Here is a 15,640-nt window from a genome sequence, read left to right as displayed (position 1 = left end):
ACGACGTCTAGGGGTGGATGACCGCCGTCAAGCTCGCCCACCGGTCGGCACGGCAGTACACCGGTATCTCATCGATCGGCACTGGGCGACGGACCACCTGACCACCGGACACCGCCTCCCCACTGAAGACGTCCGTCCACTCGCCGGGCGGCAGGTACGTCGCCCACTCCGTGGCGCCCGGCTCGGTAACCGGGTGCACCAGCAGGTCGTCGCCGAGCAGGTACTGCCCCGGGTAGTCCCACACCTCATGGCGGTCACCAAAGTCGAAGAACAGCGGGCGCATCAACGGCCGATCCGTCGTGACGGCGATCCGTGCCTGCTCGGCGAGGTAACCCACCAGGCGTTCCCGCAGCTTCGCGAACGCTCGGAACACCGGCACGACGCGCTCGTCTCCGGTGGTCTCCGCGACATGCCACGGCGTGCGGTCCCGCAATGGACGTCGATGGTGGTTGAACTCCGAGTGGTACTGCATGATCGGCATGAACGCCGACGCGCCCGCCGCCCGCAGGTACAGCTCGGCGTCCGGCACCGGTCCGGAGAACCCGGCCAGGTCCCAACCCCAGTACACGATGCCGCAGGACGCCGCCGTGACGCCCGCGGTTACCGAGTTGCGGAACGCCTCCCAGGTTGAGTCCTCGTCACCAGCCCAGAACACGCCGTGCGCCTGCGAGCCGGTGAAGCCGGCGCGGGAGAACGTCACCGGCGCCTTGCCCGCCGAACGTAGCAAGTCACCGAACGTCCGCGCGTAGTGCACCGGGAACAAGTTGTTGCCCTCGTCGCCGCGCTTGCCGTCGCCGTACCGCAGGTCGTGACCCCAGCCGTGCTCACCGCCATCGGTCTTGAACCCATCAACGTCGAGGTCCTCAACCAAGTAGCGGCGCTTCGCGGCCCACCATTCGCGGCCGCGCGGCACCGACAAATCCGGCATGAGCGCGTTCGGAAACCACCAGCCCCGGTTGTGGTATGGGGTCCCGTCCGCCTCAAGCACCGCGTGCCCCTCGCGCACCATCGCTTCGGCGTCCGCCTTGGCCTGCGCACCGAGGTCATCATCGGTCTTGAGCAGCGGAATCTGCCACAGCAGCACCTTGACGCCACGCGCGTGTAGCTCGTCGATCATTCCCTTCGGATCCGGCCATGCGCCGTCGGCCGGGTAGTGGAAGTCGCTCGCCTTGTGCGCGCTGCCGTCCTCGGTCACGGCGTACTGCGCGTCGCGGAAGATGGTGATGCCTTCCTCGTCGCTCCACGCCTCGATCACAATCGCGCCCACCGGGATGTCCAAGTCGCGGTGACTGTCCATCCGGGACATCACGATGTCCTGAGTGTTCCACTCGTTACCTGACGCCCACAGTCGAAACACCCACGCCGGCAATTCCTCGGCACGCCCGACCTCGTCCAAAAACGCCGACAGCACCGCACGCGGGTCACCTTCGTACATACCGACGTCCACAGTGGCCTCCGGGCCAAGAGCGACCTCGACGATCAGCCGGTCCGGAATAGCCGCGCCGACGTCGAACCAGGTGCGCCTGCTGGTGCGCACGTGGAAACCCCAGCCGTCACCATCGACACCCACGACGTGCGCGAACGGCATCGGCAGATACGTCCTGCCGTGGACACCCTGCTGCTTGTACTGCTCGAACACAACCGCATCCAGCGCGCGTCCCCGCTGGTCAAGGGCGTCGTAGCGCTCGCCGAATCCGACGACGTGGTCGTCCGGCCGCAACGCGAACGCGAACCGGGCACGGTGGACGCCGGCATCGGACACCAGCCACTCCACGCTGCCTGGCACGATCCGCTCGCTCCCGCCGGTCAGCGTCCCCACAGGGTCGGTGGTCCACCGCGCGGGAGACACCTCGAACCAGTCGGTCGTCTCCGTGCGACCGTCCGACGTCGTGGCGCGAAAGCGGTACCGGTAGGTGACGTCGGCGGCGAGCGGCGGCGACTCCACCGACCAGCCGCCGCTGCCCAGAGCCGACGCCTGTGCCTCGGCGAGGTGGCCCTCGCCGCCCGCCAGCGCTGCCGCATCCGCTTCCGAGGTCTGGGTGGGCGCCATTGTCAGCATGGCGTCGCCGAACTCGCAGGTCACGTCCGTCACCTCGGGTTCGGTGACAATGCCGAGCCGCACCCGTTCCCCTGCCAGCGGAAGGACAGGCACGCGCTGGTCAGGAGACGCGGCGTAAGGGTGCTCGATGCCGTGTGGGCGGTGCCGGATCATGGCTCCTCCGTGGCTAGCAGGCCGAGTTCGTCGGCGAGGATCAAGTACATGCCGTGCGACCACAGCAGCGGGCTGGCGACCTCACCCCAACGCGCCACCCACTCCGCCTTGGTCTCGGGGTGCAGCAAGTGGTGGTCGACCTGTTCTGGCAGGTCACCGTCGTCGTTGGCCTGCGCCGCGATCCAGCGCAGGTGCCGCATCGCGCCGTCGGTATCACCACGCGCGGCGAGGTTCCAGCCGAGCAGCGCGGCGAGCAGGATCCACTGCCCGCCGCCGTAAAAGACGTCGGCGGTGAAGCGATGCACCCCGCCGTCGACGTCGAGGTCGTGGGCAACGGCCTTGAGCGTGGTGTCCGCGAGTTCGGTGTCCGGCGCGACCAGTCCGAACGGGACTATGCACGCTGGCAGTGAACCGTCCACGGCGGAGTTGCCGAGCCACTTCGTCAGGTGCCCCGCCGCGACACCTTCCTCACGAACGAGGTCGTAGATGTCCTCTGCCGCGGTGCGGACCGCGTCTGCACGGCGCGTGTCGAGCAGTGTCGCGACGGTCGTGAACCCACCATATATAGCGGCCAATGTGGACACGTGCCGCTGCTCGACATGCTCCTCCCACCAGTCGTAGCAACAACGGTCCCAACAGGACAGCAGATAGTCGACGGCGACGGTGATGCCGCGACGCCACCGTTCGATGTCGATGCCGTGTCTGTCCGCGTGGGTGACGACCGACCACAGCCACATCCCGTAGCCGTCGGTCTGGAAGTCCCACCACGGGTCAGAACCGTCGGCACCGTCGAAGGTGTAGCGGGTCGGCAGCATCTCGTCCGCCGGTGGCGGCTCACCCCGCAGGGCGGCCGCCACCAGCCGATCGACCTGCTCCCGACGACCGCGCAGTACGCCGTCCACCCAGTCGTGGAAGCGGTTCGCCGACTCGGTGTCGCCGTACCGGGAAATCCCTTCCGCGGTGAACGAGCCGTCCCGCAGCCAGGCGTATCCCCGGTAGGCCGAGAACGTCGGCGAGGCGGGATAGGCGCCGCCGTCGTCCTGGTGACGGGTGATCACGGCGTGGCTGTGCTCGGCGAGCGCACGTATCCTCGTACGCTCGTCGGCATCAATGGCTACGGTCGCCGGGCAGGTAGGGACCCTCTTGTCAGTTTCGGTCATTTCTCCAGCAGTTCATTCACGGCGGCCTGTGCGTCGGCCAGTGCTTCCTTGACGGTCTTGCGGCCAGCCGCGGCGTCAGACAGTTCCTGCGTCACCGCGTCCTGCATTTCCTGCTGCCGCTCGATGACGGGAGGGAGAACCGCGGCGTCGAGCGAGGCGAACACGGCCTCGCGGTTGTCCGGCTTCGGCTGCTCCAGGTAGGAAGCGAGTTTGGTCTCGTCAGCGACCGGCGGCAGCTCCCACGACGTGTCGAGCCGTACCTCCGCGGTCTTGTCCGACGCGGCGAGGAACGAGATCCACTTCTGCGCGGCCTCCTGGTTCTTCGAGGCGGCCGAGACGGCAAGGCCGTTGGTGAACATCGCGGACGCCTTCCGCTCGCCGCCCGGCTCGACGACGACATCCCATTCGAACCCGACATCCTCCAGTTGGCTGAACATCCAGATGCCGGAGTGCCACATGGCGAGCTTGCCCGACTTGAACAAGTCGGTATCGAAGTCTGGTGTGCCCGCACCGTCGGCCTCGGTGGGCATCGTGGTGCCGACCTTGTCGACCAGGAACTTCGCGGCCTCGACGCCCTCCGGCGAGTCGAACACGGCCTCGGTGCGGTCGTCGTTCAGGAACTCGCCGCCAGCCTGGGCGAGCGTCTTGTAGAACTCGTGGAACGTCACCGGCTGGTAATCGCCCCAGACTCCCTCGCCCTTGTCCGTGAGCTGCTTCGCGGCGGCCTGCTCGTCCTCCCACGTCCAGTCGTCGGTAGGCGGCTCGACGCCAGCCTTCTCGAACAGCGTCTTGTTGTAGAACAGGACGACGTTCGAGAACGACTCCGGCAGTCCGTACTGCGTACCGTCGTGGCTGAACGCGTCCAGCAGCGACTCCTTGTATGCTGAGGAGTCCACATCGGTCAGCTCCGCGAGCGAGCCGTTGTCAGCGTAGATAACGAAGTTCTCGTAGTTCAGCTCGAAGGCATCCGGCGCGGTGCCGCCCGCGACGGCGGTTTGCAGCTTAGTGAAGTAGTCGTCGTACGGAACGGTCTCCACCTGCACCGTGATGTCCGGGTTGGCCTTCTCGAAGGCGTCCACAATGGCGTCGAGATCCTTCTCGTGGCCGTCATTGGCGGAGAAGTTCATGTATCGCACGGTGGTTTCGCCGTCGGGCGACTCGGCTTGGCGAGTGGCCGAGCCTTGCGTGCACGCGCCGAGCGCTAACGCCGCGACCCCCGCGATGGCGATCGCCCTCAGTCCGTTCGTCATTGAACGCATCGGATTCCTTTCATTTGATACCGGTGTGCGCGATGCCAGCGATGATGTGGCGCTGCGCGAGGAGGTACACCAGCGCGATGGGCACGATGGACACGACGGATCCCGCCATGACGACGTCCCATTGCGTGGTGAACTGGCCTTGCAGGGTCGAAAGGCCGAGAGGAAGGGTCATCAGCTCGGGCGAACGGATCACCACGAGCGGCCAGAGGAAGTTGTTCCAGCTGTACATGAACGCGAACACCGCGACGGTGGCGAGCGCTGGTCGGATCTGCGGCAACACGATGGTCGCGAAGATCCGCAGGTGGCCAGCGCCGTCCAGCACGGCAGCCTCGTCCAGCTCGGTCGGCACCGCCGACACCGCTTGCCGTAGCAGGAACACGCCGAACGCCGACGCGATGCCCGGTGCGAGCAGCGCGAAATAGGTGTCCTGCAGTTGCAGCGCTCGCATTTCGATGAACAGCGGGACGACGAGCACCTGCAGCGGCACCATCAACGTCGCGAGGTAAACGCCGAATACGACGTTCTTGCCCGGGAAGTGCAACCTGCCGAACGCATAGGCGGCCATCGAGCCGGTCACCAGCTGCAACGCGGTGGATACGATCGCGATGCCGAGCGAGTTCAGCACGATCCGCCACATCGGCAGCGTGTCGAACAACGTGCGGTAGGCGTCCAGTGTCGGGTCCTCGACGAACAGCGTCGGACCCTTGGACAGCGAACCGTCCGGGGTGATCGAGGTGATCACGGTCCACAGGAACGGGAACAGCATGATCGCCGCACCGAGTATCACCGCGGTATAGAAGGCGATTCGTGCGACGGGCGAGCGTGTCTCACGCATAGTGCACCCACTTCCGCTGCACCCGGATCTGGATCACGGTCACCACGAGCAGCACCGCGAACAAGATCCACGACAACGCGGACGCCTCGGCGGCGCGACCGTAGCGGAACGTCAGGTCATAGATCTGCCCGACGACGACCTGGCTCGCGCCGGACGGCCCGCCGCCGGTCATCACGTAGACTTGATCGAACACCTGAAAGCCGTTGATCAGCGAGATCACCACAACGAAGAACGTCGACGGCGACAGCAGCGGCAGCGTGATCCGGTAGAAGCGCTGCCACGCGCTCGCACCGTCAACCCGGGCGGCCTCGTAGTAATCCGATGGGATGGCCTGCAAACCAGCCAACAGGATGACCATGACGAAGCCGAGGTCCTTCCACGCCGAGGCGAGGATGACCGACGGCAACGCCCAGTCCGGGTCGGTCCACCAGCCGGGTTGCGGCAGGCCGAGCGTGCCGAGTACTTCGTTGACGATGCCGTTGGCCGGGTTGAGCAGCCACTGCCACACCAGCGCGACGACGACCCAGCTCGTCACGACCGGTAGGAAGTACGTCGCACGCAGGAATGCCCTGCCCTTGAGCTTCTGGTTCAGCAGCAGTGCGAGGCCGAGACCACCGACGTAGACCAGCGGCAGGTACCCAGCGACGTACATCAGCGTGTGGCCGAAGACCGTACCGGTCTGCGGATCGGTGAGCAGGTTGCGGTAGTTGTCCAGCCCCACCCACTCCATCGGGGAGATGAGGTTCCACTCGTGCAGGCTCACCCACGCGGAGGAGATCATCGGCGTGATCGTGAACAGCAGCAGCGGAATCGCGCTGGGCAGCAGGAACACCAACGCCCACAGCACCTGACGACGTCTACGGCGTTTGCTCGCCCTGCGTCGTGGCGCCACCGGGGGCGGCTCTGTTGTTCTGGGCTCGGTAACGGGTTCGGTCACGGCGGCTTGGGTCATCGCGCCACCTCCACCGCCCGGTTGCCGAGCCGAGCCCGCACCAGGTTGCTTTGCTCACCGCCGTTGCCGCTTGCGTCGAACGGCGAGGCCAGCACCAGCGACGCCGCTCCCCGCGCCCACTGGTCCTCGCTCCACGGCTCGACGACGACGGGCAACTCGCCCCTGGTAGGAGCGATGCACCGGCGTAGTGCGGAGTCAAAGCCGGGCCGCCAGTGCTCCCAGGCGTCAATGCCCTCACCCATCAGTACGACGACCTCGGGGTCAAGGGTGAGCGCGATCCCGGCCAGGGTCCTGCCGAGCAGCTCGCCCGCCTCGCGGTAGACGTCTTGGGCCTTCGGGTCACCGTCGCGCGCGGCACGCAACAGGGTGGCGAGCCGCCCGCGGGCGCTGACGAGGCCGCGTTCCCTGGCAGTGCGGAGCAGTCCTGCCGCACCGATGTGCGCTTCCAAGCATCCGGTGTTGCCGCAGCCGCACACCGGGCCATCGATGGAGACCGGGATGTGTCCGATCTCGCCCGCGGTGCTGGTGGCGCCCCGATAGATCGCCTTGTCCAGCACGATCGCGCAACCGATACCACGGCCGATGGTGACGACGAGGTACGACGAGTGCTCGCGCCCGATGCCGTAGACCTGCTCGGCGGCGGCGAGCGTGTTGACGTCGTTGTCGACCAACACCGGTGCGCCGAGTGCGTTGCGCAGCACCGGGCCAACGGGCGCGGCCTGCCAGCCGAGTGTCGGAGCGTGGACGAAGCCGGAGTCCTGCGAGTCGACCGACCCGGGCACACCGACGCCGACACCGAGCAGTTGTTCGTCCATGCTGTTCGCCTGCGACGCCAAGATGTCGGCGAGCTTGTGCACGGCGTCGGGGGCGTTCGGTGTGAACGGGTGCTCGGTCGACGTCCGCACCGAGCCGTCCAGCTCGACGGTCACCACCGCCACGTGGTCGGCGGTGACCTTCGCGCCCAGCGCGACACCACCCCGGGCGGCGAGGCCGAGCAACTTGGCCGGCCTGCCACCCCGCGACGGAACCGACGCCTGCTCCTCGACGACGCCGCGCGCGATCAGGTCTTTCGTCACCTGCGTGACCGTGGCCGGACTCAGTCCGAGCGAGCGGGCGATGTCGACGCGCGACGACGGCCCGCGCGTGCCAAGCAAGCCGACGATCGCCGCTGGCACGAGATCGCCGCGCGGGGTGGAGCCTTGCGTGCTCACCACCAGGCCAACTCCCTTTGTTTGGTACTAAAATTAGCGATAAACTAAGTGACGGCGACCACCGTGTCAACACCCGGCGCCCGGACAGTTACCGCGCCGTGTCCCCACTCCCGACGCTGTGTCCTGCACTCCGGACGCTGTGTCCGACGTTCAGAACGTTGTGTCCGACGTTCAGGACACTGTGTTCCCCGTTCCGGGCGTCGTGTTCCCCGCTCCCGACATCCGTGGAGCGAACGATGTCGTTAAGTGCGCCGTTATGACATGTCGAGCCGCGAAGGTGCCCTTCGCGACAGACCGACGTCCTCGAGTGTCGAACTCGCCGTCGGGAGTGTCGAACTCGCCGTCCGGAGTGTCGGACACAACGTCCGGAGTGCAGGACACGGCGTTCGGAGCGAGGGGCACGACCGCACGGGCCTGGCGACTGGGCTGTTCGGGGCAATCCGACGGGCGGAGCGTTGACCGCGGTTTTACGGCGGGGTTACGGTTCGACACACTTTCTTCGGTGACCCTAGTAAGGGGTGGCGATGCAGCCGATGCGCACGGGCAGCAAGGAACTGATCCGCGAGATCAACGCCTCGCTGGTGTTCCGCGAGCTGCGCGCGGCACCGCTACAATCCCGCACTGACCTGGCACGACACACCGGTCTCAGCCTGTCGACGGTGTCCGAGATCGTGGCGGGACTCCTCGGCAGCGGAATCATCGAGGAGCGCGAGACCGGCAGGTCAGCGGGCGGCAGGAAACCCGTGCTACTCGCGGTGCGCCCGGACGCGGGCTACGTCGTCGGCATCAAGCTCACCGAGACCCGCGCGGTCGCGGTGCTCACCGACCTGGACTCCGTGATCGTCGAGCGCACGGTCACGCCGATCGCCGAGACCAGCGTCGACGCCGTCACCGAAGCCGTCGTCACGGCGGTGCGAGAACTGCTCCCCAAAGCGGGCTCCCGCCCGGTGTTCGGTGCCGGTGTCGGGCTGGCCGGTGTGGTCGATCCAGCGGCGGGCGTCGTGCGACACGCGACGTACGCGAGCTGGCACGACGTCGATCTGCCGCGCCTCCTGACGGAGCGTGTCGGCCTGCCTGTCGTGGTGGACAACGACGTGAACACGCTGGTCGCGAGCGAGCAGTGGTTCGGCGCCGGCCGCGATGCCACCGACTTCGCCGTGGTCAGCATCGGCCGGGGCGTTGGCCTCGGCATGGTGCTTGACGGCAGGCTGTACCGAGGCGCATCGGGCGGCGCGGGCGAGTTCGGGCACACGAAGGTCACCGCTGACGGGCCGCGCTGTGCATGTGGTGGCGTCGGCTGCCTGGAGACACTGGTCGGCGAACCAGCGATCCGCGCGAAGGCGAGCGAGCACCTCGGCAAGCACGTCACCACCGACGAGGTGATCGACCTCGCCCGAGGCGGCCATGACGCGCTCCGCGCGATCTTCACCGACGTAGGCCGCACGCTCGGCACAGCAGTCGGCAACCTGGTCAACCTGCTCAACCCAAAGCTCGTCATTCTCACCGGTGAGGGCACGCGCGCCGCCGACCTGTTCCGCGACGGCTTCGATGCCGCGCTTGGCGACGCCGTGTTCGACGGCCTGCAACAGGACCTCGACGTCGTCGTCGACACCTGCGATGACGAGACCTGGGCACAAGGTGCCGCGGGGCTCTTCCTCGGCGAGCTGTTCCAACCCAAGCTCCGGCCCAGCGATGCGGGCCGACCCTCCCTCACGACACCGACGACATCCGACTGATCCGCCCGAGTTTTCGATCCCCACCGGGAGGAAGTGTGATGAGAAGAGGTCCAGTCCGATCGCGACGACGGGTGGTAGCCACCCTCGGCGCCATCTTCGCGATGCTGTTACTCCAGTTAGGAACGACACCATCCGCGATGGCGGGTGAACTCAACGGCGTCTACCACGATCCGTACGGCTACGACGAGCTCTACGGAACCCAACCCACCGAACGCGCGCCGCGTGATCCCATGGCGGGCCAGAACGTCGAGATCAACGCGACGACCTGGCCGGTCTCTGATGGACAGTCAGTATGGGTCACGTGGACGAAGAACGGCGTTGACCAGACGCCGATCGGCGCCGCGTGGGACTACAACGCGGACAACAACAGTTACTGGAAGCTCAACCTAGGGAGCTTCTCACGCGGTGACCAAATCAGCTACACCGTGCACGCCGATGTGGACGGAACGAATCAGCAGTCCATCGGCCCGTTCAACTTCTCAGTGACGTCGTGGAGCGGTCCTACCGATGTGACCGGCTATGTCGACAACGGCAACTCTGTCGACATCTCGACCGGCGACAGCGCGGGCGAACTATCCCCCAAGATCCGCTACGCCCTCCCGGAACCCGACCGGTTCCACACCCAGATCGCACCGAACGGCAACGGCCTCGACATCTCCGGCTCCGCGCCGTACACGGTCACCGATGGTGCGAGCGAGCTGCGCATCACGACATCGGACATCGAGCTGCGCATCCAGAAGTCACCGTATCGGGTCGCGGTGCACAGATCCGACGGGAGCTTGATCGCGCGGCAGTACGACCCCGCGACGTTCCGCAACGTCGGGTGGGCCAGCGACGGCAACGGCACCGTCACCAAGATCGAGGACCACTGGTACACGCCGTCCGGTGAGCGCTTCGAGGGCTTCGGTGAGCGCTACGACTACCTGGACCAACGCGGCAAGGACGTCCACAACTACGTCTACAACCAGTATCAGAATCAGGGATCGACGCACCGGACGTACCTGTCGGTGCCGTTCTTCACCAACTCGGCGGGTTACGGCATCTCGATTCCGAGCGACCGTTACTCCATCTTCAATCTCGGCACACACCTAAGCGACATGGCCGGATTCACCGTCGACACGGGTGGCGATCTGAACTCCACTGTGGACTATCACTTCTACACCGGCAGCCGGAAGGCGATACTGAACGACTACACGGACCAGACTGGCAAGCCGAAGCTGCCGCCGAAGTGGGCTTTTGGTCTCTGGATGTCGGCGAACGAGTGGAACACTCAGGACGAGGTCGAGTCCGAACTGGCCAATGTGACCAACTACAACATCCCGCACTCGGCGATGGTGCTGGAGCAGTGGAGTGACGAGGCCACGTTCTACATCTGGCACGGCGCGGACTATGAACCGACGCCCGGAAGCGGTTCACTGTCCTACAGCGACTTGACCTTTCCGGACGGGACGGCGTGGCGCGATCCGAAGGCGATGGTCAACGCCGCGCACAACCAGGGCATCAAGGTGTTGCTGTGGCAGATCCCGGTGCTGAAGGAGAACTTCGACAGCAACCCGTCGACGGCACCACAGCAGCACATCAACGACCGTGACTACGCGACGCAGCAGGGTTACGTGCTCGGCGACGGTGATGGCGGCGAGTACCGCATCCCGAGTGGACGCTGGTTCGGTGACAGCACCGTCCCAGACTTCACCAGCCAGGCGGCGACCGACTGGTGGATGAGCAAGCGGTCCTACCTGTTCGACGACGTCGGGATCGACGGTTTCAAGACCGACGGCAGCGAGGCCGTGTTCGGTCGCGACGTCACGGCGGCGGACGGCCGCAAGGGAGATGAGCTGCACAACGGCTACCCGAATGAATACACCGGCGCGTACGACGACTACGTGAGCGGTAAGACCGGCGGCGACGGCACGATTTTCAGCCGGGCTGGCACCACCGGCGCGCAGACGAACTCGATCTTCTGGGCGGGTGACCAGGCGTCGACGTTCGAGGCATTCCGGGAGGCCGTGCGAGCTGGGATCAGCGCTGGTCAGTCTGGTGTTCCGTTCTGGGCGTGGGACCTGGCCGGGTTCACCGGTTCGTTCCCGACCAGCGAGTTGTACTTGCGGTCGACCGCGCAGGCGACGTTCTCGCCGATCATGCAGTACCACTCGGAGAAGGCCAACCCGTCCACGTCGGAGGCGCGGACGCCGTGGAATGTGCAGGCACGCACCGGCGACACCAGCGTGATTCCGACGTTCCGCAAGTTCGCCAACATCAGGATGAACTTGATCCCGTACCTCTACACCGAGGCGAAGGACAGCTCCGAGACCGGGCTGCCGATGATGCGGGCCATGAGCATCGCCTACCCCGGCGACGCGACGGCCGCGGCGCAGGAGCAGCAGTACATGTTCGGCCGCCAGCTGCTGGTCGCCCCGATCACCACCGAGGGCGCCACCAGCAAGGACGTCTACCTGCCACAGGGTGAGTGGTACGACTTCTTCAACGGCGGCAGAGCGCAAGGCGCTGGTACGAAGACGTACTACGCGGGCACCGACGACATCCCGGTCTACGCCCGTGCCGGTGCGATCGTGCCACTGAACCTGAACGCGAACTACGAGCTCGGTGGCAACATCAGCAACAGCGTCACCGACTACACCAACCTCGCGTTTCGCATCTACCCGTCCGGCACGTCGAGTTACGACTACTTCGAGGATTCGGTGGGCCAGACGCGCACCGTCACGTCCACCGCGGACTGGGCAAACCATACGGTCACCGTGGATGCTCCCGCCTTGTCGACGGCAAGCACGCTGCAGGTGGCGTCGAGCAAGCCGAGCTCGGTGAGCAACGACGGCACGACGCTCACCGAGGTGGCCAGTGCGGCTGACCTGAACGCGACGACACAAGGCTGGTACTGGAACCCGGAACAGCAGCTCACCATGGTGAAGCTGCCCGCGGACACCGTCAGCCGGACGGTCGTGCTGAACGGCGTCGACAAGGCCGCTTACGAAGCCGAGTTCGGCGAGCAGACCGGCACGGCCACCGACACCGACCACACCGGCTACACCGGCCTCGGCTTCGTCGACCAGTTCGACACGGCGGGTGACTCGGTGGCCTTCGACGTCCACGCCGACAGCAGCGGCACGCACGAGCTACGGTTCCGCTACGCGAACGCACTGTCCGAGGCGCGTCGCACCGTCTACGTGGACGGTAACGCGGTCGGCACGGTGTCCTTGCCGACGCTGGCGGACTGGGACACCTGGAGCACCGCGACGCTGAGCACGTCGCTCAGTGCGGGCAGGCACTCCATCCGGCTGTCGTTCGACAGCGACGACTACGGCCCGATCAACCTCGACAACGTGGCGGTGGCACGACCATGAGACGACGGCACCTACGTCTGAGACGCACACGCGGCCGACTCGACCAGCTCGCCGCATTCCTCACCGCATCCGCGCTGGTGCTCACCGGGCTCGTCGGGCTCGCCCCAGCGGCGCAGGCCGTGCCGGAACGGGTGGACTTCACCGCGAACGGCAACTACCTGGTGGTGGAGTTCCTCGACGACGACCTGGTTCACTTCGAGACCGGCACGGGCAGCGGACCCGGCACGGCGAACCCGCTGTTCACGACGGACCAGGTGGCCAAGACTGATTACCCCGGCCCGTCCAGCCTCACCCAGAACGGTGGCATCCTGACCACCCCGGAGCTGCGAGTGGAGGTGGACACGACGACGTTGTGCGCGACGGTGTACGACACCGCCCGCACGACGGACCTGTTGCTGCACACGTCGTGTCCGCGCAACCTGTCGCAGGACTGGAAGGGCCTCTCGTTCACCAAGTCGAGCATGGAGAACGCCTATGGCCTTGGTGAACAGTTCTTCATGGGCGGTAGCTCGGACGGCGACTGGGTGGGCCGCACTCGTACGCCGGGCGACACCTTCGGCAACGCGATGGTCTACGACGACGACAATGGCCCTGTCGGTAACGCCCAGATCCCGGTGCTGTTCGCCGTCGGCTCCGGCACGTCCGGGTACGGGTTGTTCGTCGACCAGATCTACAAGCAGGAATGGGACCTCACCGGTGACCCATGGACCATGGACACCTGGGGCGACCAACTGCGCTGGTACGTCATGAGCGGCCCTGACCTGCCAGATCTGCGCTCGGACTATCTGGAGCTGACCGGGCATCCGCCAGTGCCGCCCAAGAAGGCGTTCGGGCTGTGGATGTCGGAGTACGGCTACGACAGCTGGTCCGAAGTAGACAGCACGCTCGCCGACGTGCGCGGGGCGGGTTTCCCGGTCGACGGCATGATGCTCGACGTCCCCTGGTTCGGCGGCGTTACCGCGGGCTCGGATGACACCCGGATGGGCACGCTGGACTGGGACACGACGAACTTCCCCAGTCCAGCGTCCAAGATCGCGTCGCTGGCCAGCGACGACGGCGTGGGTGTGATCCCGATCGAGGAGTCCTACATCGGCAAGAACCTGCCAGAGCACTCCGACATGGAAGCCAACGGCTACCTGGTGCGGGACGGGTGCTCGACCTGCGCGCCGGTGTATCTCACCGAGAACGACTGGTGGGGTCGCGGCGGAATGATCGACTGGACGCAGGAGTCCGCCAGCGCACACTGGCACAACAACCAGCGGCAGCACCTGCTGGACGAGGGCGTGCTCGGTCATTGGCTCGACCTCGGTGAGCCCGAAATGTATGACAGTGCGGATTGGACGGCAGGTGTACTGCCCGGCAAGCACGCACATGCCGACTACCACAACGTCTACAACCTGAAGTGGGCCGAAGGTATCGCCGACCAGTACGCGGCGGACGGTGAGACGACCCGGCCGTTCCTGCTGACGCGTTCAGGCGCGGCGGGAATCCAACGCACCGGGGCAGCGATGTGGTCCGGTGACATTGGATCGAAACTCACCGCGCTCGCGGCACAGCAGAATGTCCAGATGCACATGTCTATGTCGGGTGTGGACTACTATGGTTCGGACATCGGCGGGTTCCGGCGCGAGATGTTGGACTCCGATCTCGACGAGCTGTACACCCAGTGGTTCGCCAACTCGGCGTGGTTCGACGTCCCGGTGCGTCCGCACACCGAGGACCTGTGCGAATGCCACGAGACCAAGCCGAACCGGATCGGCGACGCGGCGAGCAACCGGGCCAACCTGCGGCAACGGTACGAGCTGACGCCGTACTACTACTCGCTGGCGCACCGCGCGCACACCGAGGGCGAGCCGCTGGTCCCACCGCTCGTGTATCACTTCCAGAACGACCCCGCCGTCCGGGAGATGGGCCACGAGAAGATGGTCGGTTCCGACCTGCTGGTCGGGATCGTGGCCGGTGCCGGTGAGCGTAAGCGCGACATGTATCTGCCCGAGGGCACGTGGTTCGACTACCACACCAACACCAAGCACGTCAGCACCGGCGAGTGGCTGCGCGACGTGCCACTGTGGCGCAACGGCGAGTTCCAGCTGCCCGCCTACGCCAAAGCCGGGGCGATACTGCCGAAGATGCACGTCGACGGCGAGACGCTGAACGTTATGGGTAAGCGTTCCGACGGCAGCACCCGCGACGAGCTGATCGCACGGGTCTACGCCGACACCACAGCGTCGGACTTCACGCTGGTGGAGGACGATGGCGCGACGGTGAGCTACCAGTCGGGCGCGAAGCGCAGCACCGTGATCAGCCAGCAGCTGTCCGGATCCACCGCCACGGTGACTATCGGGGCCGCGTCCGGCAGCTACGACGGCGCCGCAGCCAGTAGGGCCAACGTCGTCGAGCTGGTCGCGGACACCCAGGCGTCGGCGGTCACGCTGAACGGCACCACGCTGACCCAGCACGCCAACAAGGCGGAGTTCGATGCCGCGACCAGCGGCTGGTACAACGCGGGCGGCAACCTGATTGTGGCGAAATCAGACTCGATGTCCGTTTCAGGGAGTAAGACGTTCGAGTTCACGCTCGACCAGGAACCGGTGTCGATGGAATTTCGCTGTGACAACGGCAACACGGTGACGGGTCAGTCCGTCTATGCTGTCGGCAATGCCCCCCAACTCGGTGAGTGGTCGGTCGCCAGCGCGGTCAAGCTGGAGCCGACGAACTACCCGACCTGGACGGGCACCATCAGCAAGCTGCCGCCGAGCACGGCGGTCGAGTGGAAGTGCATCAAGCGTAAGGAGGACAACTACCCGGATACGGCTGACGAGTGGCAGCCGGATCCGAACAACGCGTTCACGACGCCGACCAGCGGATATGGCGGCGTCACGAGCGGTTCGTTCTGACGCGGTGGGTGCTGGCCGG

At 66.2% G+C, this 15,640-nt stretch carries 9 protein-coding genes; 3 read left to right on the top strand and 6 right to left on the bottom strand.

Features of this window, described 5'->3' with window-relative positions; genetic code table 11:
- Nucleotides 1–7: 7 nt before the first annotated feature.
- The 6 genes from ACFQGD_RS06140 to ACFQGD_RS06115 are packed head-to-tail and all read right to left on the bottom strand — an operon-like array spanning nt 8 to nt 7,632.
- Complete coding sequence (locus tag ACFQGD_RS06140; protein ID WP_345393056.1) at nt 8–2,212, bottom strand: glycoside hydrolase family 31 protein; 2,205 nt, start codon at nt 2,210–2,212, stop codon at nt 8–10.
- On the bottom strand, nt 2,209–3,372 hold the full coding sequence (locus ACFQGD_RS06135) for a glycoside hydrolase family 15 protein (RefSeq protein ID WP_345393053.1): 1,164 nt from the start codon (nt 3,370–3,372) through the stop codon (nt 2,209–2,211). Before ACFQGD_RS06135 ends, ACFQGD_RS06140 begins: the two co-directional genes overlap by 4 nt.
- Nucleotides 3,369–4,622: an ABC transporter substrate-binding protein gene (locus tag ACFQGD_RS06130; protein WP_345393050.1), complete on the bottom strand. Its 1,254-nt coding sequence runs from the start codon at nt 4,620–4,622 to the stop codon at nt 3,369–3,371. Before ACFQGD_RS06130 ends, ACFQGD_RS06135 begins: the two co-directional genes overlap by 4 nt.
- Nucleotides 4,623–4,641: 19 nt before the next feature.
- Nucleotides 4,642–5,466 (bottom strand): carbohydrate ABC transporter permease, encoded by an 825-nt coding sequence (locus tag ACFQGD_RS06125; protein WP_345393047.1) that lies wholly within the window; start codon nt 5,464–5,466, stop codon nt 4,642–4,644.
- Nucleotides 5,459–6,418: a carbohydrate ABC transporter permease gene (locus ACFQGD_RS06120; RefSeq protein WP_345393044.1), complete on the bottom strand. Its 960-nt coding sequence runs from the start codon at nt 6,416–6,418 to the stop codon at nt 5,459–5,461. The genes ACFQGD_RS06125 and ACFQGD_RS06120 overlap by 8 nt, the downstream gene beginning before the upstream one ends.
- Nucleotides 6,415–7,632 (bottom strand): ROK family protein, encoded by a 1,218-nt coding sequence (locus ACFQGD_RS06115; RefSeq protein ID WP_345393041.1) that lies wholly within the window; start codon nt 7,630–7,632, stop codon nt 6,415–6,417. Before ACFQGD_RS06115 ends, ACFQGD_RS06120 begins: the two co-directional genes overlap by 4 nt.
- A 521-nt stretch (nt 7,633–8,153) precedes the next feature.
- On the opposite strand from ACFQGD_RS06115, the gene ACFQGD_RS06110 reads away from it, so the two are divergent.
- The 3 genes from ACFQGD_RS06110 to ACFQGD_RS06100 are packed head-to-tail and all read left to right on the top strand — an operon-like array spanning nt 8,154 to nt 15,621.
- Nucleotides 8,154–9,365 carry an ROK family transcriptional regulator gene (locus ACFQGD_RS06110; RefSeq protein ID WP_345393038.1) on the top strand — a complete coding sequence of 404 codons (1,212 nt, stop codon included), beginning with the start codon at nt 8,154–8,156 and terminating at the stop codon, nt 9,363–9,365.
- 38 nt (nt 9,366–9,403) lie between these two features.
- Nucleotides 9,404–12,724 (top strand): TIM-barrel domain-containing protein, encoded by a 3,321-nt coding sequence (locus ACFQGD_RS06105; RefSeq protein ID WP_345393035.1) that lies wholly within the window; start codon nt 9,404–9,406, stop codon nt 12,722–12,724.
- Complete coding sequence (locus tag ACFQGD_RS06100) at nt 12,721–15,621, top strand: TIM-barrel domain-containing protein (RefSeq protein WP_345393032.1); 2,901 nt, start codon at nt 12,721–12,723, stop codon at nt 15,619–15,621. The genes ACFQGD_RS06105 and ACFQGD_RS06100 overlap by 4 nt, the downstream gene beginning before the upstream one ends.
- Nucleotides 15,622–15,640 lie beyond the last annotated feature (19 nt).

Origin of the sequence: Haloechinothrix salitolerans, assembly GCF_042662605.1 — a bacterium.
Taxonomy (GTDB): domain Bacteria; phylum Actinomycetota; class Actinomycetes; order Mycobacteriales; family Pseudonocardiaceae; genus Haloechinothrix_A; species Haloechinothrix_A salitolerans.
The sequence above is the reverse complement of the archived record's forward strand: the minus strand, read 5'-3'. Positions and strand labels throughout refer to the sequence as shown.